Raw genomic sequence first — 21186 nt, 5'->3', positions numbered from 1 at the left:
TTAAGATTATGAATTAACTTTATGACATTAGCATTATGACATACGAATTTTTGCAATCATACTGGTGGTTCCTCGTATCATTATTAGGAGCCCTGCTGGTGTTTCTCATGTTTGTACAGGGAGCCAACACCTTGATTTTCTGTTTGGGAAAAACGGAAGAAGAGCGTCGCCTCATCATCAACTCTACGGGCAGAAAGTGGGAGTTCACCTTCACCACGCTCGTCACCTTCGGCGGAGCCTTCTTCGCCTCGTTCCCATTGTTCTACAGCACCAGTTTCGGCGGAGCCTACTGGCTGTGGATGATCATCCTGTTCTCGTTTGTGATTCAAGCCGTGAGCTATGAATTCCAGAACAAGATAGGTAATTTTCTAGGACCGAAGACCTTTCAGATCTGCCTCATCATCAACGGCATCGTGGGTCCGCTGCTTCTTGGCGGAGCCGTAGCCACCTTCTTCAACGGCAGCAATTTTCTGATAGACAAGGGGAATATTACCAACAGTCTGCAACCCGTTATCAGCCGATGGGCAAACGCCAGTCATGGTCTTGATGCCCTACTCGACCCATGGAACGTGGTGCTGGGACTTGCCGTACTGATGCTAGCCCGCATTCTGGGCATGCTCTACATCAAGAACAACATCGAGCACCAGCAGATTCAGGAGCGCTGCACCCGCCAGTTGCCATGGAATGCCCTGCTCTTCCTATTGTTCTTCCTGCCATTCCTCATCAGATTGCTGGTAAAGGACGGATTCAGCACTTCTTCTTCCGGCATTACGATAGAGAGCATGAAGTATCTTCACAATCTCCTGGAGATGCCAATCTTGCTTGTAATATTATTAATAGGAATAGTGCTCGTGCTTTTCGGAATTTACAAGTCATCGAGGAGCGTGCAGTACAGAAAGGGAATCTGGTTTACGGGCACCGGAACCGTGCTTTCCGTGCTGGTTCTGCTGCTGATAGCCGGCTGGAACAATACCGCCTACTATCCGTCGAACATCGACCTTCAGAGTTCGCTCACCCTCGCCAACAGCTGTAGCAGCGAGTTCACGCTCCGCACCATGGCGATAGTTTCTCTCCTCATCCCGTTCGTGCTCGCCTACATCGTCTTCGCCTGGCGCGCCATCGACCGCAAGCGCATCACGCAGGAAGAAATAGAGCAGGGAGAAGCGTATTAAATATGCGCCACACGCCCTAACTAGGCAGAAGGTGCTGTGGTATAAGTCCGTAATACTGGTTTGCAAGTCCGTTAGGCGTATCTCCCTAACGCCTAGCGGTACAAACGAATAAATATTAATTTCTCACACTTTACAATAGGATTTTGCCTATTAAGATACTTAAAATGCCTTTAACTCTGCAAGGCATAGGTTACTTGAAAAGTCCAGAAGAGGAATGTTGGTACTACTATTAAGAGATGACAGAGAACCGCAAACGAACTTTTGATGATTGCGAGGGTGAAAAGAGATAAAACAGAGTGAGGCTTTCTAGAGGAAATGGGGACTTCGGGGGTGCCGGTAACAGGATCAAAACAGAAATGATTTTCTGGCAAGCGTTCCAGTTGTTCCAGTTGTTCCAATTGTTCCAAATAGATTTTCATAGGACAATATCCCTTTATAGAGACTCTATAACTACTTAATATATAGATAGTTATATATACAAGAAGGTGGAATGGAACGCTCAAAAAATTAATTGGAACAACTGGAACTGGAACGCTCCGCCCAACCCAACTTCTCTCTAAAAGGCTCATAATCAATAAATTATATAGAAATATAGACTAAGAATTTGAAGTACAATATCCCCATTTCAACCGCTCCAACGATGAAAAAGCCGGAAAAAGGCACCGAATAGGTGCAACTTTTGCTCTCTCAGGTATCAAAAGACATGCAGGAACCCTTATTTCCGATGCTCTTCCCGATACTCGAAGTGGAGATAAATGGGGCTATTTTTCAGTATTCCGCCCTCAATTAGGAGAAATCATGCCGTATGAAGACCTATCTTGTTGCCGATTCGGGCTATCATAAGGAACAACTGTCCAACATCGTTGAAAACATCTGTCCCAACTTCCGTGAACACGAAGAAAAGAGATTAGCGGAAAATGTTCCGCTATCGCACGGCATCGCACGCTATCGCACAACTGACAAATCGGGATTTCGTATTTTTGCATCGTGATTCAGAAAGCGCGCAAAATCACTAGCCCAGTTGGAGAAAAAAATCTCCCTAATTGGGAAAATAAAAAGGCCTGATTTAACCCGATTAAAAAAGAGCCCCCAATGCGGGAAAAACATCGGGGGCTTTTATATTGATATCAAAAATCCTTAGTAAGGAAACAGAAGCGGAAGAACGAAGGTCATCACAACGCCGATGATAATCTGCAGAGGCAAACCTACCTTCACGTAATCCATAAACGTATAGCCACCCGCCTTCATCACCAGCGCATTAGGAGGGGTGGAGAACGGAGAAGCAAAGCACATGCTGGCGCCCAACGTAACCGCAAAGAGGAAGGAATAAGGACTCACACCTACCTGCTGAGCCGCCACCAGGGCAATAGGAGCCATCAGCACAGCCGTGGCAGTATTGCTGATAAACATCGTCATCAGAGAAGTGGTGAAGTAGATACCTGCCAAGAGAGCCGTAGGTCCCATCGAACCCAAACTCTCTACCAGCCCCTGAGAAACCAAGGCAGAAGCACCCGTCTTCTCAAGCGCCGTAGACATCGGCATCATGGCGGCTATCAGCACGATGCTCTCCCAGTTGATGGTCTTGTAAGCCGCCTCAACATTCCGGAAACATCCGGCAAAGACGGTCAGCAGTCCGGCGATGATGACCGCCGTGACCGGAGCCACAGGAATGAAATCGAACACCATCATCGCAATCATCAGCAGCATGATGGCAGCCGCCACAGGCGCCTTATAATCCAAGAGCACCTTGTCGGCAGTCTTCTCTGGCTGGTCGATAACCACCCAGTTGCTCGTATCGGTAGCCAGATGAGCCAGATTGGTCCATTCGCCCTGCACCAGGAGCATATCGCCCACATGAAGTTTGGTGGCTATCAGATTGTCGGTAATATATTCATCGCCACGCTTTACGCCCAGCACGTTGATGCCGAAACGCTTGCGCAGGTTGGCCTCGCCTATGCGCAGACCGACAAAATTAGACGTAGGCATCACCACGATTTCGGTCAGTCCCAGGTCGTAGAAATCAATCTTCACATCCTTCATCTTCCTGAGACCGTAATCGCTGGCAAAGCGTTTCATCTTCTCCTCCTCACCTATTATATATAAGGTATCGTGAACCTGAATGGTGCTGCTGCTCTTCGCCATGTTCTGGCTCACATCCTTCACCAGTCCCAGTCGCGATTTCTTCTCGTTTCTTATCTCGATGATACTCACGCCATATTTCTTCTGGATACTCAGATCCTTCAGGGTTTTGCCCACGATATCCATCTGCTCGCCATTCTCGTCGATTGCGGCAGAAGGGCGACGGCTAGGCACGATGTAGCGATGCAGATTATCGAGCAGCTGATATTCGTCTACCAGGTCATCAAGCGATTTGCCCTGCTTTTTTTTCTTACCGCTCTGCTTTTTGCTGAGGAAGATTTTGCTGAGCGGCATGAGCACGATGATGCCGATGGCGATGACGATGATGCCCACAGGGAAGAAGCTGAAGAAGGCAAGCGGCTGATAACCGCCCTCGGTCAATACTTCATCGATAACCAGGTTGGGCGGCGTACCGATGAGGGTGAGCATTCCGCCCAGACTTCCGGCAAAGGCGAGCGGCATGAGGAAACGCGACGACTGCATGCCCGAGCCCGCAGCTATGCTCATGATGATAGGCATCATGAGGGCTACCGTTCCGGTATTGCTCACGAAGGCGCCGATAAAGGAGGTTACGAGCATTACGAGCAGGAAGGTGACGGTTTCGTTGCCGCGCGAGAGCGCCATGAGCTTATTGCCCGTAAGCTTGGCAAGTCCGGTCTGCATGATAGCTCCACCCACCACGAAGAGTCCTATCATCATGATGACGATGGGCGAAGAGAAGCCCGCCAGCGCCTCGGCAGGTGTCAGGATTCCCAGAACCAGGAGTGCAGCCAGGGCGGTAAGCGCCACGATGTCGGCCCTCACCCTGCCCCAGATGAACAGGGCTACCGTAATAACCAATATGATAAGTGTTGTTGTCATGTTTTGAAAATTTTTATGTTATAATTACTGTATTCATTCTCTCACCTGCTGCGGTGTCATTCCGGTATGTTTCTTGAAATAGCGGCAGAAGAAGCTGGCATCAGCAAAATGATATTCCCATGCCATCTCCTTGATGCTCTGGGCGGAGCGCTTGAGCTGCATCTTCAGCTGGAGCACCACATACTGGTCGATGATGATTTTGGGTGTATGCCCCGTTACCTGTCTCACGATATTCGAAAGATACTTGGAGGTGATGTTCATCTGTTCGGCATAATAGTTGACATCTCTCGATTTCTTGTAATCGCGTTCCATGAGCATCATGAAGCGGTTGAAGAGTTCCCTCACCCTGTAAGATTTCACCTCGTCGGGACAGTTCTGCGGATTGCGTTGCAGATATTCATGGAACCCTATGAAGAAGGCCTTGAGCTGATAGAGTACCAGCTGCGAGATACAGGTACAGTCGTGCTGCTCGAAATAGAGTCTGAGAAGGGAAAACATGCTGTCGATGATATGGGTAACCACGGGCGAATCCTGCCGGCATCGGTCCTCGCGCAGGGCAGAATAAACCGTCTGTTCCAGCTGCAGACTGGCTTCGCGCAGCAGAGATGGATTATATTTCAGCATCTCCACTTCGAAGGCAGAAGCATTCATGGCGGCACAGGCATCTCCCTCGCAGGAAGCAGAAGGCTCCACCTTCTTCACCTCTACCACATCATTCGGAAACAGGGTGATGACGGCTCCCTCATAGAGATTCCAATCCTTATAATTCACATTCAGCACGGCCCTGCCCTTGCGGCAAAGGAGAATGGCTCCATAGGTCAATACCTGCGGACCCTCCTGCCACTCGCTCAAATCGGAGCAGAAAAGACTGGCCTCCTGATAACTGTTCAGTTCTGATAATTCTATCATAAATACCTTTTATTCGCTTTTTGCGTGCAAATATACGGAAATAATGTGATAAAAAAGAACTTTTGTTCCGAAAAAATCCATGCGGCACGAAAAATTTAAAACGGATATTCGCCAAAATCGCCGTACCTTTGCACCCGACTTCATAAGATAACGGAATTTTTAAAGAATAATAAAAAACAGATTTTTTGAATGATAAAGAAAATGATGATTGCAGGCCTTCTCATCTGGGGAGGCTCTCTATGGGCTGTGGCTCAAACCAGGATGACCATCGCCCAACTCTTCGAAAGAATCGAAGAAAACAGCAAGTCGCTACGAACCTCGAAATCGGGCGTAGAAGCTGCCAGCATCGGTATCGAATCGGCTAAAAGCAAGAAACTGCCCGACCTCGATGCATCTCTCTCCTTCAGTTACATCGGAAACGCCCTGATGACCGACCGCGACTTCAGTAACGCCCAAGGTTTGAAATCGCCCCACTTCGGCAATAATTTCGCCTTTCAGGCACAGCAGGTGGTTTATGCCGGTGGCGCCATCAACGCAGGCATCCGCCTCGCCGAACTGGGCAAGCAGCAGGCAGAGGTGGGCGTGAAACTCACCCGTCAGCAGGCCCGATTCATCGCCCTGGGACAGTATCTGGACCTCTACAAGATAGACAACCGTATCAAGGTATATGAAAAAAACATCGAGCTCACCCGCCAGCTTATCGCCGACATCAAGGCAAAACAAACCCAGGGAATGGCGCTCAAGAACGACATCACCCGATACGAACTGCAGATGGAGAGCCTGAAACTGGGACTCACTTCGCTACACAACAACCGCAGTATCCTGAACCACCAGCTCCTGAATACGCTCGGCATGAACCAGGAAGATAAAGGGGAACAGGAGATGCAGATTATTCCGGACGCTACGATTGCAGACAAGGCTTACGCCAAGGATGGCGAAGCTTACTGGCAGACGGCAAGCACGATGAATTCGCCCCTGCTGGAACAGAGCAGCAACGCCATCAGATGGCAGAAAACATGTCGCGCGGACTGCCTTATGATGCCGGCAACCTGCTGATGATCAGCATCCGCGAGCTCTACGGACTAACCTGTCTCATCGGCATCGGCGTGCTCATCATCTTCCTGCTCTGGGACATTCAGCCTATCCGCAGCACCCTGAAGAAGATGCCTGCCTGGAACTTTGTGGGAAGAAAAATGAAGAAAAATCTTGCATAATACAGAGATTTATGCTAACTTTGCAAACAAAAAAAGTTAGCAACATGACAAAGAAAGGTAAACATACTGTATTATTCATCTGCCTGGGCAACATCTGCCGCTCTCCGGCAGCCGAGGGAATCATGAAGAGTCTTGTAGAAAAAGCAGGGCTTCAGGATGAGTTTGAAATCGATTCTGCGGGCATCGGAAGCTGGCACATAGGTCAGTTGCCCGACAGCCGCATGCGCAAATGTGGCGCCGAGCATGGCTACAATTTCAACAGCCATGCCCGCCAGTTCCAGAAGTCAGACTTCGCCCGTTTCGAAACCATCGTGGTAATGGACAACGAAAACTACCGTGCCATTACCTCCATGGCTTCTTCAGAGGCCGACCGGAAGAAAGTAGTGCGCATGGCCGATTTCCTGACCCATCATCGCGAATACACCACCGTTCCCGATCCGTATTATGGCGACAATAGCGACTTCGAGCTCGTCATCACGCTTCTCGAAGATGCCTGCCAGGAGTTGCTGGACAGCATTATCGGGGAAGGGTAAAAACAGATAAAACAAAAAGGGATGAATCATCAAAATATCAGATTGATGACTCATCCCTTTTTTCAATTTAAAATATTTATACCGTAATCTCGCCCGAGCCATAGCAACGATGATGATGCTCATCATAAACTACACAGAACTGGCCGGGAGCCACACCATGAATCGCCTCTTCTGAATGAATCATCCAGCGGCCGTCTTCCAGTTTTTCTATCGTAGCAGGATGATACTCCGGCGTATGACGAATCTTGAAAGTTACCTTCTGCATAGCTACCTCGCGCGTAAGGAAATGGAAATCGTGGAGAGGAAAATCCTTCTTGTATGCCGACTGCGGATCATAACCATGACTCACATACAGGATGTTGTTCTCTACATCCTTCTTAATCACGAACCAGGGACCGCCGCCAAAGCCCAAGCCCTTGCGCTGGCCGATGGTATGAAACCACAAACCCTTGTGCTCGCCTATGCGCTTGCCCGTCTCCATCTCTATGACATCGCCCGGCTTTTCGCCCAGATAACGGCGGATATAATCATTATAATTAATCTGTCCCAGGAAGCAGATTCCCTGGCTGTCCTTGCGCTTGGCATTTATCAGATGCTCCTCTTCGGCTATCTCGCGAACCTCATTCTTGATATGATGACCGATAGGGAAAATCGCTTTTTTCAATTGCCAGCTTTCTATCTGAGCCAGAAAATCGGTCTGGTCTTTCACAGGATCAGGACTCGTGACAAGCCATTTATCGCCATTTTCATCCGTTTCGGTCTGCGCATAATGCCCCGTGGCGATGAGGTCGTAGTTGTGCCCCATCTTCTCATCGAAGGCACCAAACTTAATCAGGCGGTTGCACATCACGTCCGGATTAGGCGTAAAACCAGCCTTCACCTTCTCCATCGTATAACGGGTTACCTCGTTCCAATATTCATGATGGCAGTCAACCACTTGCAGCTTGCACCCATACTTCCTAGCCACAGCCGTAGCCATCTCCAGGTCCTCCTCCGAAGAGCAGTCCCACTCCTCTTTCTCCTCAGGACCAATCTTGATGTAGAAGCAATCAGGATGCAGGCCCAGCTGGGCAAACTCCCAAACCACAACCGAACTGTCGACACCCCCCGAAAGGAGCACGGCAATTCTCTTATCTTTTATTTCATCAATATTCAGCATATTCTTTCCAGTTTATAATAATCCGGTTGCAAAATTACGAAAAAAAACTGATATAATGAACATAGAAAGGGCTAGAAATGCATGAGAAAGAGAAAAGAAAAGCCCGCAGAGCCTATTCTTACTATAGAAAATACTTATAGCTGCATTCGCAGCTTTTAAATATAAAACGAGTTTTGCTTTCGTTTTTATCTATACCTTTGCAATCGATTTCAGAAATCGATAAGAAAGAATGTTTTTGAAAATTCAGTATTTACATTAATAGATAAAGAAAAATGGAGATTTTAAAAAATCTATTTTATGGCTTCCCAGACCTTTGGGGAGGCGGAGTAGCCCACTCTGTGATGATTCTTTCGCTGGTCATCGCCTTGGGTTTGTGTTTAGGTAAGCTCAGAGTAAAAGGTGTTTCTCTGGGCTTGGCTTGGATTCTGTTCATCGGTCTTATCTTTGGACATTTCTCTCTCAATCTTGACGAGCATCTGCTCCACTTCCTCAAGGAATTTGGCTTGATCCTCTTTGTCTACTCTATCGGTCTGGAGGTAGGCCCGGGCTTCTTCGCTTCGTTCAAGAACGGCGGCAAGAGTCTCAACCTGCTCAGCATGATTGTTGTGGCCCTGAGTATCATTACTACCTTAGTCATCTTCTCGTTTTCGGGAACATCCATCACCTCTATGGCAGGTATCCTTTCGGGTGCTGTAACCAACACTCCTGGACTGGGTGCAGCCCAGCAGGCATTCAGCGATCTGCGCCACATCGACGCCCCATCCATCGCAGCCGGCTATGCCATCGCCTATCCTATGGGTGTGCTCGGCGTTATCCTCAGCTTCATTATATTAAGGTTCGCGCTACGCGTAGACAAGCAGAAGGAAGAGGATGAAGCAAAGCGAGGCAAGGGACATCTTGAGGCGATGACCCTGAACACCTTCGCCGTAAAGGTTTCTAACCAGATGGTCTTCAAAGATACAGTCAAGCAGATTCGCTATCTGCTGAAGCGCGACTTCATGGTTTCCAAGATTATCCGTAATAACGGCGAACGCCAGGACGAGGTGGTTAACGGACAGACCATGATAGAAGAGGGCGACATTCTGCAGATTGTAGCTCATCCTACCGTAGAAGAACCTATCATCGCCCTGCTCGGCGAGAAGGTTGACGTAAAGGATGAGGAATTCAGCAGCGAGCTCATCAACCGCCGAATTCTGATTACCAAACCGGGTATCAACGGAAAGAGCATCAGCCAGTTGCAGATTAGAAGCAACCTTGGCGCCAACATTACCCGCGTAAACAGAAATGGTGTAGACCTCATCGCAACCCCAGACCTGAAACTCCAGTTGGGTGACCGCGTAACCGTAGTGGGCAAGGAGCTCGCCATCGCTCATACCGAGAAGGTGCTGGGTAACCAGATGAAGCGTCTGAACTACCCTAACCTCATCCCAATCTTCCTGGGCATCATGCTGGGTTGTATCGTAGCAAACATTCCGTTCTTCATCCCAGGCATCAACGAGAATCTGCGTCTCGGACTTACCGGCGGCCCATTGGTAGTAGCCATTCTGATAGGTTATTTCGGACCGAAATACAACCTCGTTACCTACAATACCATTTCAGCCAACCTGATGCTTCGCGAAATCGGAATCTGCATCTTCCTGGCTTGCGTGGGTCTCGGCACAGGCGAACAGTTTATCCAGACCGTAGCATCAGAAAGCGGACTGACCTGGATACTCTACGGCATCGCCATCACCATGATACCAATCATTCTGGGCGGCATCATCGGCAAGCTCGTGTTCCACATCAATTATTATACATTACTCGGCGTATTGGCAGGTGCCAACACCAACCCATCTGCCCTGGCTTACGTACGTGAGCAGACTTCGGCTGATGCGCCAACAGTAGGCTATGCGAATGTATATCCATTCGCCATGTTCCTCAGAATTGTAACCATTCAGATTATTATTTTTGTATTCGGATAAACATATATGACAGAAAAAGAATTGAAAACCTGCGCTTGCGTAGAAGATAACTGCAACTGCAAGGAAATAGCAGAATCAGAACTCAGAAGAAAACTCGACTTATTATTACGTACCGGTAGCATTCTCATGGAGAGTGCTGCCGACACATCCCGCATCATGCGAACCATGAAGCGTGCAGCAGCTTTCCTCGGTCTCGACGAGCGATACATGCACCTTTACATCAACTGGAACGTGCTGATGGTAAACTATAGCGACGAGGAGCATTCCTTCTCCAAGTTCCAGCGATGCGAGAAGCATGGTATCAACCTCACCTCTATTTCCCAGGTAAGTAAGCTCACCTGGAAGGCCATCAAGGATAACTATTCGCTCGAACAGTATGAGCAGGCTCTGAACGACATCAAGGCCACCCCACGCAGCTTCACCCCTTGGCAGGTAGCCATCGGCGGCGGTTTTGCCTGCGGCGGATTCTGCATCCAGTTCGGTTGCGACTGGCCAGCCTTCTTCTTCTGTTCGCTTGCAGCCATTCTGGGTTTCCGCCTGAGAATGTTCTTGCCAACCAAGGGCTGCAACAACTATGTAGCCATCGGAATTTCGGCTTTCGTAGCCACTCTGATAGCCTGGTTGACCTCATTCCTTTCGCTCAACCCATCGATTGCCGAAGCGCTTCCAGCCTTCATGCATTCAGATACCCCTTGGCATCCGCTGATGGCGTGTGCCCTCTTCATCGTGCCGGGAGTTCCACTCATCAACTTTGTGTGCGATATGCTCGACGGATATATTGAGGTGGGAATGGTTCGTGCCCTGAACACCCTGTTGATGATCTTCGCGATGGCGTTCGGTATCGCTTTCGCCATCCAGGTTTGCCATATCGACAACTTCGTGAAGGATCTTACGATGACTCCTCATCACGAATACTGGGAGTTTGCCATCGCAGCTGCCGTATCGGCCATGGGCTTCTCTACCATCTTCAGCATACCTCGCCGTCTGTTGCCGGTTGTAGCTGTGGGCGGTATCATCGCCGTATGCTTCCGCAATTTCGTCAACCTGGGGCCATCTAACGGCAACATCGGTCTTGACATGGGTCTGAGCATCGGTTCGCTTGCCGGTTCTGCGCTCATCAGCATCATCGTGATCAAGGCGCGCCATTGGTTCCATACCCCTCACCAATGCATCACCATTCCTAGCGTTATCCCAATGGTACCGGGAGTTCTGATGTATCGCGCCCTCTTTGCCTTCATCGACATGCATGGCGTGGTAGGCGAAGTAACCGTAGGTATGAACAACCTCATCAAGGCTTCGCTAGCCATCATCTGCATCGCCCTGGGTGTGGCAATTCCAAACGTATTCTTCCGCCGTTTCATCGCCGACAACCGCAAGCGCAAGCTGCTTGCCATGCTGGTAGAAAGAAAGAAGAAGAATGGCGAATTCGTAGATTTGCACGAAGTAGAAATCAAATAATCATCTGGTTGGAAATCTGATTTTCATCGGATGATAATCGGAAATTCATCCGATGTTAACCGGTTTTTCATCGGATGATAATCAGGTTTTCATCGGATGATAACCGGATAAAAAGAAGTAGAGATGCGATAAAACATCATTTTATTCTTCAAAAAAGGAGGATATTAAAATAAATGTTTTATCTTTGCACCCAAATTTAGCTATCGGTTATTTCTATAGCCGATAGCTTCAATAAAGGAACAATATGGAAATACGACAACTGAAATATTTCTTGAAGGTAGCCGAGACGCTCAACTTCTCAGAAGCTTCGCGCAAGTTATACATCACCCAAAGTACCCTCTCACAACAGATTTCGCATCTGGAACAGGAGATAGGTTTGCCTCTCTTCGAGCGCAATTCCCATGAAGTTTACCTCACAGAGGCGGGCAAGGAATTGAGACCTTACGCCCAAAATGCGGTCAATTCTGCCGAAGCCTGTGTAGACCACATGAACGATCTGAAGGAAATGCTTACAGGCGAACTGAACATCGGCGTAACGTTCTCCTTCAGCAACATCATGGCCGAGACGCTCATCGCCTTTCTCCACGCCTATCCTCATGTAAAGCTCAACATCCAATACCGCACCATGCAGGAACTGATGGACGGACTGAAGAAGCGCGAACTCGACCTCGTTCTGGCTTTCAAGCCTCTGAAGAACGATAAGGCGGTAGACAGCCGAGCTATTTTCAGCAACCGTCTTGCCGCCATCGTGAACGTGAATCATCCGCTGGCGCGCCTTTCATCGGTCAAGCTTTCCGATCTGGAACGCTACGACCTCATCCTTCCTTGCAAGGGTCTGCAGGCACGCAACGCCTTTGAGCACATGGTAGAGGGCAAGGATTTGAACTACAAGATTATGGTAGAGGTGAATAATGTAAACATCATCTTCGACCTTCTGAGCCGCAGCAATCTGGTGACCATTCTCTCCGAATCGACCACCATTCTGCAGAACGGCCTGAAGGCGATTCCTATCGATGCAGCCGACAACGAAATGGATGGTTGCATCCACATTCTGAAAGATGCCTACATGAAAAACTCAGCCCAGGAGTTCATCCGCATGCTGAGCCAGAGCACCAGCATCCTCGCCAACTTTGCCCTGAAGGATATTCTGAGATAATCATCTTAACGCCTAGCGGCTTGCAAGCCTATTTGCTTGCGGCTAGAACAGAAAAAAATCCTCGTTCGAGTTCTTTTTCGAGCGAGGATTTTTTCTTCTTTTTACCTTTTTACCCTTTCTTTCTTGCGATGATAATTGTTACGCCAGCCAGGATAGCAAGGATGCCGATGGCAAGCTGAAGGGTGAAACTCTCGCCGAAGACGCATACGCCGATGATTACCGCCGTTACAGGCTCCAGGGCTCCCATGATGGCGGCTGGAGTACTGCCGATAAGATTGATGGAGATGGTCATGAAGAAAAGCGACAATACCGTTGGCAACAAAGCCAGCTGGGCAGCACAGAGCCATTGTTTAGACGTTTGAAGCATCTGTATCGGCTCGCCTGCAATAAACGAATAGACAAACATCGTAAGCAGTCCGAAGACTAATATATAAAAGGTAAACTTGATGTTCGACATGCCCGGATTCTTCCATTGGTTGATGGAGATGATGTAAAGGGCATAGAGCAGGGATGAACACATGACGAGGGCAAAACCCGCCGTGCTCAACTTATCGTTTCCATCGCCCTGATAGAGCAATCCTACTCCCGATACCGCCAGAAGAATGGCAAGCGAGGTAGACCACGTTACCTTCTCGTGGAAGAAGACCGTCATCAGGATGGCTGTCATAATAGGATAAACGAAGAGGATGGTGCTGGCAATACCTGCCGCCATATAATGGAAACTGACATAAAGCGTAGCTGATGAGAGCGAAAACATGCAGCCCAGCATGCCAAGACGAATCAGATGTCCCCACTTCACCTTGAAACTCTCCTTGCGGAACAGCATCACCACGGCAAACATCAGTACCGCCAAGAGATAACGATAGATGAGTACAGAACTGGAATTGAATCCGTCGCCATAGAGTTCGAGCGTGCCCAAAGGATTGGTACCATAACATACTGCGGCAACAACGCCCGCCGCAAAGCCTTTAACTTTATTACTGCTTGTCATTAGATTAAATACTATTTTTTTCCTTATACTTCTTGTTATCTATCTATTTCGGACTGCAAAGTTACAGCAAATATTCGAGATAAGCTAACAAAATCGTATAAATATATTGTAATATCTGAGAAAAAACGCTCTTTTCTTGTGCTTTACGAAAATAAATTGTACCTTTGCAATATCTTTGAAAAAAGATAATCAGATGAAACATTAAAAACTAAACAAAAGAATTAATAACAATGGAACAGATTAAGAATGATCAGCTCACACTTGAGATTTCATCTCTCGGAGCAGAACTTCAGAGCATCAAGGATGCTAATGGTAATGAATATCTCTGGGATGGCGACGAGAAATACTGGAACCGCCACTCTCCTATCCTCTTCCCTATCGTATGCGGATTGTGGAAAGACACTTATCGCACAGAGGGCAAGGAGTATCACCTTCCTCGCCATGGTTTCGCACGCGATACAGAGTTCAAACTCGTTGGCAAGACTGCCGACCGCCTCACCTTCGCGCTCATCGACAACGAAGAGACTCAGAAGAACTATCCTTACCACTTCAACCTTGCCATCTCTTACCGCCTGCAGGGCAACGAGATTCATGTCATCTGGCACGTAGAGAATACCGACGACAAGGAAATCTTCTTCCAGATTGGCGGTCACCCAGCATTCATGGTTCCTGGCTGCAAGAAGGGCGAAGAAATGAAGGCTACCCTGAAACTCGACAACGAGGCTCCTGTTCGTCTCTATGGTAACGTAGGCGGATGCATCGACCGTCAGGCTAAGGAAACCGTAGAAACCGACAAGGGTATCTGGGAAGTAAACGAGGAGACTTTCGCAGAAGATGCTGTTATCTTCGACAAGAGTCAGGTTAAGCAGGTGAGCATTCTCAACGAGCAGGGCGAACCTCATGTAACCCTCGAGTTCAAGACTCCAGCCGTAGGTATCTGGAACCCAACAGGCAAGCACGCTCCATTCATCTGCATCGAGCCATGGTATGGTTTGAACGACTGGGCTGAATATGATGGCGAGTTTAAGGACAAGTATCTGATGAACCGTCTACAGCCAGGTGCAAGTTTCATGAGTGAGTATATCATCAGAATTGAGAAATAATGGAAGAAAAAGACAATTTGCAACTCCCCGAGAACGCATTCCGCGAACTGAAAGACGGGGAGGAATATAAGCCGCTGATGTCGCCTGACAAGGTTTATCCTGAGGTGAACGGATGGTCGGTTACATGGGGAATCATGATGGCAGTCATCTTCTCTGCCGCCGCAGCTTATCTGGGCTTGAAGGTGGGTCAGGTGTTCGAAGCAGCCATCCCTATCGCCATCATCGCCGTGGGCGTAAGTACCGCTACCAAGCGTAGCAAGGCGCTGGGCGAAAATGTCATCATCCAGAGCATCGGAGCCTGTTCGGGTGCTGTGGTGGCAGGAGCCATATTTACCCTGCCAGCCATCTACATCCTGCAGGCTAAATATCCGGAGATGACTACTTCGTTTATGAAGATCTTCATGGCTTCGGCCTTGGGAGGAGTCTTGGGAATCCTTTTCCTTATTCCTTTCCGCAAGTACTTCGTAAGCGATATGCACGGCAAATATCCGTTCCCTGAGGCTACGGCTACCACGCAGGTACTGGTGAGCGGAGCCAAGGGAGGCGACCAGGCTAAGCCGCTGCTCATAGCCGGACTGGTGGGTGGTCTTTACGACTTTATCGTAGCCAGCCTGGGATGGTGGAATGAGAATTTCACATCGCGTGTGGTAAGTCTGGGATGCGACCTGGCTGACAAGGCTAAGCTCGTATTCAAGGTAAACACAGGTGCTGCCGTATTAGGTCTGGGTTACATCATCGGTCTGAAGTATGCCTTCTTCACCTGTCTGGGTTCGCTCGTAGTATGGTGGCTGATTGTTCCGGGCATGAGCGTTATCTTCCATGATAGCGTGCTGAGCGCCTGGGATCCTAGCATCGTGAAGACCGTGGGTGCGATGAGTCCGGAGGAAATCTTCCGTGCCTACGCCCGCAGCATCGGTATCGGCGGTATCGCCATGGCAGGTATCATCGGCATCATCAAGAGCTGGGGCATCATCAAGAGTGCCGTAGGTCTGGCTGCCAAGGAGCTGAAGGGCAAGAGCGATGTGGATGAGAACGTGAAGCGTACCCAGCGCGACATCTCTTTCAAGATTATCGCTATCGGTTCGCTTGTTACCATCCTCGTAACCTTCCTCTTCTTCTGGTTTGGCGTGATGGAGGGCAACCTTCTCTTCGCCATCATCGCCATTCTGCTCGTGGCTGTCATCGCCTTCCTCTTTACTACCGTAGCGGCTAATGCCATCGCTATCGTGGGTTCAAACCCTGTTTCGGGAATGACCCTGATGACGCTCATCTTCGCCTCTGTGGTGATGGTGGCTGTCGGCCTGAAAGGTCCTGGCGGCATGCTGGCTGCCCTGATTATGGGTGGTGTGGTTTGTACAGCCCTCTCGGTAGCAGGTTCGTTTATTACCGACCTGAAGATTGGTTACTGGCTGGGAACAACTCCTAAGAAACAGGAGGGATGGAAATTCCTCGGTACCCTGGTGAGTGCGGCTACCGTGGGCGGCGTGATGATGCTTCTCAACGAGACTTACGGTTTCGCATCGGGTTCGCTTGCAGCTCCTCAGGCTAATGCGATGGCTGCGGTTATCGACCCTTTGATGAATGGCGTGGGAGCTCCTTGGGTGCTCTATGGCATCGGAGCCGTAATAGCCATCGTGCTGACTTATTTCAAGATTCCTGCCCTGGCTTTCGCTCTGGGTATGTTTATTCCGCTGGAACTGAACGTTCCTCTGCTCGTGGGTGGAGCCATCAACTGGTATGTTACTTCGCGCAGCAAGGATGCCAAGGTGAACAGCGAACGTGGTGAGAAGGGAACGCTCATCGCCAGCGGCTTCATCGCCGGTGGAGCCCTGATGGGTGTGGTTAGCGCCCTTCTGAAGTTTGGCGGCATCGAGGTAAGTATCGCCGACAGTTGGTGGGTTAATCCGATGTCTGAGGTTTGTTCGCTCCTGGCTTACATCTGCCTCATCGGTTTCTTCATCAGAGCCACAAAGAAATAAAGAATAGGCTTTTTACAAATAAGACAATCGCCTGGATGCATCTGAGCACCCAGGCGATTTTTTATTCTATCCGAATAGTTTTTCTATCCTACGATTCCGCAGCCACGAAATCCATCGGCTTGACGCCAAATTGCTTCTGGAAGCACTTGGCAAAATAGCTAGGACTGCTGAAACCTACCATATAGCTGATTTCGCTGATGCGGTAGTTTCCTTCTTTCAGGAGCTGTGCGCCCTTCTTCAGTTTCACGAGCTGGATCATCTCGTTTGGCGTAACATCGGCAAGACCGCGAATCTTATTAAAGAGCGAAGAGCGGCTTATGCCCATCTTTTCGGCAAGGAACGCCACGTTGAGTTCCGGATTCGCCACATTCTCTTCGATGATGCGAGACATTCGTTCCAGGAACGCATTATCAACCTGAGTTGGAGCTATCTCTGCTATCGGCTCAAGCGGAGTATGAGAGAACTTACTCCTCAACAGACGGCGCATCTCAAGAAGCTGTCTTACGCTTGCCTCAAGATACTTCATCGAGAACGGCTTTTCTATGTAGACATCGGCTCCACAGTTCATACTCTCCGTCTTCGCCGCATCATCGGTCTTTGCCGTGAGCATAACGAACGGGAGATGAGAATATTCTGAATTCTCACGCACCCTACGGCAGAACTCCGGACCGTCCATCTCCGGCATCATCCAGTCGCTTATGATGAGCGAAACCGGATGTTTCTCCAGTTTACGGAGCGCATCCTTTCCGTTGTCAGCGGTATAAACCGTATACATCTTTTCGAAATGAGCCTTCACAAACTGGCGCATGTCTTCATCATCATCCACAATCAGCATCGTCGGTTTTGCCGGTTCACGAAGCGGACTGGCAACAGCAACGCCTGCCTTTTGAGAACCTTGCTCAACTGAAGTTTCATCTGTCAGCAGATTTTCCTCAGCAACAGTTTCTTCTTCCTTCACCATTTCATCCGCCTTCTCAACCACAGCATCCAACTGGTTGAGCGGCAAGGTTACGATAAAGGTAGATCCCTTACCTACTGCAGATTCTACTTCAACCATACCATGATGAGCCTCAACGAGATTCTTCACGATGTTGAGACCGATTCCGGTTCCCGGTTTGTTGTCGCGTGCCTGATAGAAAGCTCCGAAGATTTTCTCCTTTTCGTCAGGACTGATTCCCAATCCGTTGTCTTCCACCTCAATGCGGAAATGGGTTCCATTCTCCAGCAGGCGGCAGGACAAGCGTACATAATCCTCGGTATATTTCAAGGCGTTGCTCATCAGATTGCTGATAACCTTGGTAATGGCCTCCTGGTCAATCATCGCCACGAGCTCACCGGCTGGATAATCTACATCAAGACGGATGCTTTTCTGCTCGAAGGTAGGAGCAAAGCGTTCTGCCACAGCATGCATCAGCTTCGAAATGTTGTTCAAACGGAAATGAACCTGCATGCCCTTCTGCTGCACTTTGTTGAAATCGAGCAGCTGATTGACGAGCAGGAGCAACCGCTGGGCGTTACGGTCGATAACAGAAAGCGTCTGCGTGATAGTCTCACCATCGGAAAGTTTTCCGGAAACCTGTTTCCAATGCTCTTTCAGACTCTCCAAAGGTCCGATGATAAGCGTTACCGGCGTACGGATTTCATGGGCAATCATCGTGAAGAACTGCAGGCGGGCATCTCTCATCTCCTGATCCTGCTTGAGTTCCAACTGGTCGAGTTCTTCCTGATGACGGAGTTTCTCACGTTTCAACCGGCTCTGCATGAACCAGTAGATTGCGTAACCGATGAGCAGAAGATACAGAATCTTGGCTGGCAAAGACCACCAGAACGGCGGATGAACCACAATCTGCAGTTTTGCCTCATTCTTCGACCATACACCATCATTATTGGTTGCCTTAACCAGGAAGGTATAGGTTCCGGCAGGAAGATTGGTATAGTTGGCACGATGCTCGTGGGTATAAATCCAATCCTTGTCTACTCCCTCAAGTTTGTAAGCATACTGGTTCTTCTCAGGCGATACATAGCTCAGGGCGGCAAACGAGATATTGATGGTATTCTCGTTATGAGACAGATTGAGTTCTGCTGCATGACTCAGAGATTTCTCCAGCTGGTCGCTCCCCGCCTCTATCGGCTGACCGAAGAGTTCTACCGAGGTGATTGCTACAGGAGGAGCTACCTGGTTGATCTTGACGAGATATGGATAGAAGCAGTTTAAACCTCTTGTAGAACCGAAATAGATTCTGCCATCAGAAGCCAGAAGTCCGGCGTTTGGCATAAACTGGTCGCAAGTGAGTCCGTCATATTTATTGAATAGCTGGACAGGTTCACCCGGCGTATATTTCACAATTCCCTTGCTGGTAGAAATCCACATTACTCCCTGCGAAATGACAAGACTCATGAATTCCTGACTAGGCGCATCGATGGAGATGCGTCGGAATATACCTTTTGAAGGCAGAAATTCGCAAAGTCCTTCGCCGGTTGCGACATAGAGCTGCCCCTTTTCGCCAATAACTAGACAGTTTACCTGATCACTCACCAGCGAAGTAGAATCATTCTCTACATGTTTATACTGTTTCCAGGCATTATTCTTGTCCAAGCGCCACAAGCCGCCTCCCTGGGTAGCAAACCATACGTTACCCTGAGGATCTTCCTTGATATCGATGGTAAGCGACTTGAACGACTTGATTTTGCTGAACTTCTGCTGTCCTTCATCGAAGAGGTTGGCACCATCCATCGTAGCCGCCCAGAGGCGTTTTTTCCGGTCGCGATAAATACAATAGGCATTACCGCCCGAAGCCATTCCATCGGTCAGGAAAACCTGCTGCGCTCCGGTAGCCATATTCATTCTGATGACACCATTGCCATAGGTTCCTACCCACAGATTATTTTCATCAGCAAAGAGCGCATGAACATTATACTTGCCCATAGCCGCCTTGCCCGGATAAGAAACAAAACTGTTGGTCTGGGGATTAAAGCAGTCGAGTCCCGCATCATCCGTAGCTATCCAGATGCGATGCTGGCGGTCTTCGAAGAATCTTCCTACCACATTACCGCGCAATCCGCCCAGACGGGCAGAATAAGCATGGAAACGCTCTTCAAAACTCGTAGAAGGAAGATAATTCACACCACCATAGTAAGTAGATACCCAAGTGCCACCTTCATTATCATCCGCAATACCATAAACAAAGCGCTCGCTCGTACTCCGGCTCGGATTGTTGACTTCCGACAACATGTGCCAGATACGGTTCTGAATGTCATACTGCACCAATCCATCATCGCTGGCTATGAGAAGAGACTTGTTGTCGTTGCAGTAAAGCTGATGGATATGATGAACAGCATTACTCAAGGTTCCGCTGATGAGCTGTTCGGCACTACCATCGGCGTTGAGCTTGTAAAGTCCGTTTTCCCAGGTTCCGACATAAACATTGCCATCGGGAGTAGCCAGCATCGCCATGCCGTGAAACATGGTTGCATCGCCCTTCAGAGGGAATGCTTCAAACTGGTCGGTCGACTTGTTGAGATGATAGATGCTGGCTTCACCCTGGTTACAGAGCATCCATACCTGGTTGTTGGCATCAACCAGCGTACTTTTCACTTTACCCTGAATATTCTTCATCGGATACTGATGCAGTTCGTGAGTAGTCCGATTGTATCTGAACACGCCCTGTCCGCTAGTAGAAATCCAAACATTCTGATCGCCGTCAAGCGAGAAATTTAGGACTGGCGCCGTAATCTTATCACTCAGTTTCTGGAATTGGTCGGTTGCATTACAGAACAGATAGGCTCCATTATTGCAACCTACCAGCAGTCCTTCTTCGCAAGCAGTAAGGGCGCTCACAAACTGGTCTACAGTCATAAAGGGATTATAATAGGTTTTGACATCGTATCCGTCAAAACGGCACAATCCGTTGTCTGTACCAAACCACATGTATCCCTCGGAACCTTGAACCACGCTACGCACAGCATTACTCGGCAAACCATTATCCATCGTGATAGAGCGCACCATAGGGTCGATAGCAGCCAATTGTGCACCCGAGTTGGTTTGCGTTATCGAATGTGGCTGCGCCTGAATATCCGTAGCCCCTTTCGAGACGAAGGCTGTCGGTACCTGCGCCTCAGCCCCTACAGGCATCATCATGCAGAGCACAGAAACCACTAGAGTAGATATCTTTCTCATTATATGAGTCTTTATTTTCTGTTGTTAGATAATTTAATGCCGCAAAATTACAAAAATATAACGAGAAATACAACAAAAAGAACAAAAAAAGCCCCAAAACAAGCAAATAGCTACTTTTTAACAGTAAGACTACTGAACTTTCGCATATCAGGAAGTTCAGTAAATAAGTTCATGTTAAGTTCCGCTTGCAAAATAACTATTTTTGAATGCTTTCTTGAGTATTCTTAAAGGCTAAAACACATAGCTGATATGATGTGAGAAGACCAATCTATCGCCTTAAAGAATTAGATGTATGCGATTGCTGCCATATGCCAGCAAGATTGTCGGCAATTGCCAGCAATGTTGCTGGCATATGGCAGCAATGTTGTCGGCAT

Annotated in this window: 16 protein-coding genes; 10 read left to right on the top strand and 6 right to left on the bottom strand. The window is 48.7% G+C overall.

Annotation, left to right across the window (positions count from 1 at the left end):
• The first annotated feature begins 35 nt into the window (after window positions 1-35).
• Complete coding sequence (gene cydB, locus KSW37_RS00820) at window positions 36-1172, top strand: cytochrome d ubiquinol oxidase subunit II (RefSeq protein ID WP_217313068.1); 1137 nt, start codon at window positions 36-38, stop codon at window positions 1170-1172.
• Window positions 1173-1342: 170 nt separating this feature from the next.
• On the opposite strand, the gene KSW37_RS00815 is transcribed toward cydB, so the two are convergent.
• Complete coding sequence (locus KSW37_RS00815; protein ID WP_217313069.1) at window positions 1343-1591, bottom strand: hypothetical protein; 249 nt, start codon at window positions 1589-1591, stop codon at window positions 1343-1345.
• A 386-nt stretch (window positions 1592-1977) separates the two neighbouring features.
• On the opposite strand from KSW37_RS00815, the gene KSW37_RS00810 reads away from it, so the two are divergent.
• A complete protein-coding gene (locus KSW37_RS00810; protein WP_217313070.1) occupies window positions 1978-2163 on the top strand; it encodes a hypothetical protein in 186 nt (61 codons plus the stop codon).
• Window positions 2164-2309: 146 nt separating this feature from the next.
• Here KSW37_RS00810 and KSW37_RS00805 read toward each other — a convergent pair whose 3' ends face one another.
• The gene (locus KSW37_RS00805; protein WP_217313071.1) at window positions 2310-4172 is read right to left on the bottom strand and encodes an SLC13 family permease; all 1863 of its coding nucleotides are present in this window, start codon (window positions 4170-4172) and stop codon (window positions 2310-2312) included.
• A gap of 33 nt (window positions 4173-4205) precedes the next feature.
• Window positions 4206-5081 (bottom strand): helix-turn-helix domain-containing protein, encoded by an 876-nt coding sequence (locus KSW37_RS00800; RefSeq protein WP_217313072.1) that lies wholly within the window; start codon window positions 5079-5081, stop codon window positions 4206-4208.
• A gap of 201 nt (window positions 5082-5282) precedes the next feature.
• Between KSW37_RS00800 and KSW37_RS00795 the strand changes: the two genes are divergently transcribed.
• Genes KSW37_RS00795 through KSW37_RS00785 form a run of 3 tightly spaced genes read left to right on the top strand, consistent with a single transcriptional unit; the run spans window position 5283 to window position 6828 of the window.
• Complete coding sequence (locus tag KSW37_RS00795) at window positions 5283-6137, top strand: TolC family protein (RefSeq protein WP_217313073.1); 855 nt, start codon at window positions 5283-5285, stop codon at window positions 6135-6137.
• The gene (locus KSW37_RS00790; RefSeq protein WP_217313074.1) at window positions 6086-6295 is read left to right on the top strand and encodes a hypothetical protein; all 210 of its coding nucleotides are present in this window, start codon (window positions 6086-6088) and stop codon (window positions 6293-6295) included. The genes KSW37_RS00795 and KSW37_RS00790 overlap by 52 nt, the downstream gene beginning before the upstream one ends.
• A 44-nt stretch (window positions 6296-6339) precedes the next feature.
• Window positions 6340-6828, top strand: coding sequence for a low molecular weight protein-tyrosine-phosphatase (locus tag KSW37_RS00785; RefSeq protein WP_254368522.1), 489 nt, complete (start codon window positions 6340-6342; stop codon window positions 6826-6828).
• A 76-nt stretch (window positions 6829-6904) separates the two neighbouring features.
• Here the strand turns inward: KSW37_RS00785 and mnmA are convergent, their stop codons facing one another.
• Entirely contained in the window at window positions 6905-7984 is a 1080-nt protein-coding gene (gene mnmA, locus KSW37_RS00780) for a tRNA 2-thiouridine(34) synthase MnmA (RefSeq protein WP_040552972.1), read from the bottom strand.
• 275 nt (window positions 7985-8259) lie between these two features.
• Between mnmA and KSW37_RS00775 the strand changes: the two genes are divergently transcribed.
• From KSW37_RS00775 to KSW37_RS00765, 3 genes are all read left to right on the top strand, one after another.
• Complete coding sequence (locus tag KSW37_RS00775) at window positions 8260-9948, top strand: putative transporter (RefSeq protein ID WP_118415576.1); 1689 nt, start codon at window positions 8260-8262, stop codon at window positions 9946-9948.
• 6 nt (window positions 9949-9954) lie between these two features.
• Window positions 9955-11406, top strand: a complete 1452-nt coding sequence (locus KSW37_RS00770; protein ID WP_217313076.1) for a threonine/serine ThrE exporter family protein — start codon at window positions 9955-9957, stop codon at window positions 11404-11406.
• Between the two features lie 244 nt (window positions 11407-11650).
• On the top strand, window positions 11651-12562 hold the full coding sequence (locus KSW37_RS00765; protein ID WP_217313077.1) for a LysR family transcriptional regulator: 912 nt from the start codon (window positions 11651-11653) through the stop codon (window positions 12560-12562).
• 109 nt (window positions 12563-12671) lie between these two features.
• Here KSW37_RS00765 and KSW37_RS00760 read toward each other — a convergent pair whose 3' ends face one another.
• Window positions 12672-13553 carry a DMT family transporter gene (locus KSW37_RS00760; RefSeq protein WP_217313078.1) on the bottom strand — a complete coding sequence of 294 codons (882 nt, stop codon included), beginning with the start codon at window positions 13551-13553 and terminating at the stop codon, window positions 12672-12674.
• A 230-nt stretch (window positions 13554-13783) separates the two neighbouring features.
• Between KSW37_RS00760 and KSW37_RS00755 the strand changes: the two genes are divergently transcribed.
• Both KSW37_RS00755 and KSW37_RS00750 read left to right on the top strand, forming a co-directional pair.
• Window positions 13784-14656 carry an aldose 1-epimerase family protein gene (locus KSW37_RS00755; RefSeq protein WP_117586010.1) on the top strand — a complete coding sequence of 291 codons (873 nt, stop codon included), beginning with the start codon at window positions 13784-13786 and terminating at the stop codon, window positions 14654-14656.
• The gene (locus tag KSW37_RS00750; RefSeq protein ID WP_217313079.1) at window positions 14656-16635 is read left to right on the top strand and encodes an OPT family oligopeptide transporter; all 1980 of its coding nucleotides are present in this window, start codon (window positions 14656-14658) and stop codon (window positions 16633-16635) included. Before KSW37_RS00755 ends, KSW37_RS00750 begins: the two co-directional genes overlap by 1 nt.
• An 88-nt stretch (window positions 16636-16723) precedes the next feature.
• Here KSW37_RS00750 and KSW37_RS00745 read toward each other — a convergent pair whose 3' ends face one another.
• Entirely contained in the window at window positions 16724-20812 is a 4089-nt protein-coding gene (locus tag KSW37_RS00745; protein ID WP_254368523.1) for a hybrid sensor histidine kinase/response regulator transcription factor, read from the bottom strand.
• Window positions 20813-21186: the final 374 nt, after the last annotated feature.

The sequence above is a fragment of the Segatella copri genome (genome assembly GCF_019127135.1).
Lineage (GTDB): Bacteria > Bacteroidota > Bacteroidia > Bacteroidales > Bacteroidaceae > Prevotella.
This window is presented reverse-complemented; position numbering and strand designations above follow the sequence as displayed.

Coding starts and splice junctions, on each gene's coding strand:
- cydB (WP_217313068.1), top strand. CDS start 36: ATGACATACGAATTTTTGCAATCATACTGGTGGTTCCTCGTATCATTA.
- KSW37_RS00815 (WP_217313069.1), bottom strand. CDS start 1,591: ATGAAAATCTATTTGGAACAATTGGAACAACTGGAACAACTGGAACGC.
- KSW37_RS00810 (WP_217313070.1), top strand. CDS start 1,978: ATGAAGACCTATCTTGTTGCCGATTCGGGCTATCATAAGGAACAACTG.
- KSW37_RS00805 (WP_217313071.1), bottom strand. CDS start 4,172: ATGACAACAACACTTATCATATTGGTTATTACGGTAGCCCTGTTCATC.
- KSW37_RS00800 (WP_217313072.1), bottom strand. CDS start 5,081: ATGATAGAATTATCAGAACTGAACAGTTATCAGGAGGCCAGTCTTTTC.
- KSW37_RS00795 (WP_217313073.1), top strand. CDS start 5,283: ATGATGATTGCAGGCCTTCTCATCTGGGGAGGCTCTCTATGGGCTGTG.
- KSW37_RS00790 (WP_217313074.1), top strand. CDS start 6,086: ATGGCAGAAAACATGTCGCGCGGACTGCCTTATGATGCCGGCAACCTG.
- KSW37_RS00785 (WP_254368522.1), top strand. CDS start 6,340: ATGACAAAGAAAGGTAAACATACTGTATTATTCATCTGCCTGGGCAAC.
- KSW37_RS00775 (WP_118415576.1), top strand. CDS start 8,260: ATGGAGATTTTAAAAAATCTATTTTATGGCTTCCCAGACCTTTGGGGA.
- KSW37_RS00770 (WP_217313076.1), top strand. CDS start 9,955: ATGACAGAAAAAGAATTGAAAACCTGCGCTTGCGTAGAAGATAACTGC.
- KSW37_RS00765 (WP_217313077.1), top strand. CDS start 11,651: ATGGAAATACGACAACTGAAATATTTCTTGAAGGTAGCCGAGACGCTC.
- KSW37_RS00760 (WP_217313078.1), bottom strand. CDS start 13,553: ATGACAAGCAGTAATAAAGTTAAAGGCTTTGCGGCGGGCGTTGTTGCC.
- KSW37_RS00755 (WP_117586010.1), top strand. CDS start 13,784: ATGGAACAGATTAAGAATGATCAGCTCACACTTGAGATTTCATCTCTC.
- KSW37_RS00750 (WP_217313079.1), top strand. CDS start 14,656: ATGGAAGAAAAAGACAATTTGCAACTCCCCGAGAACGCATTCCGCGAA.
- KSW37_RS00745 (WP_254368523.1), bottom strand. CDS start 20,812: ATGAGAAAGATATCTACTCTAGTGGTTTCTGTGCTCTGCATGATGATG.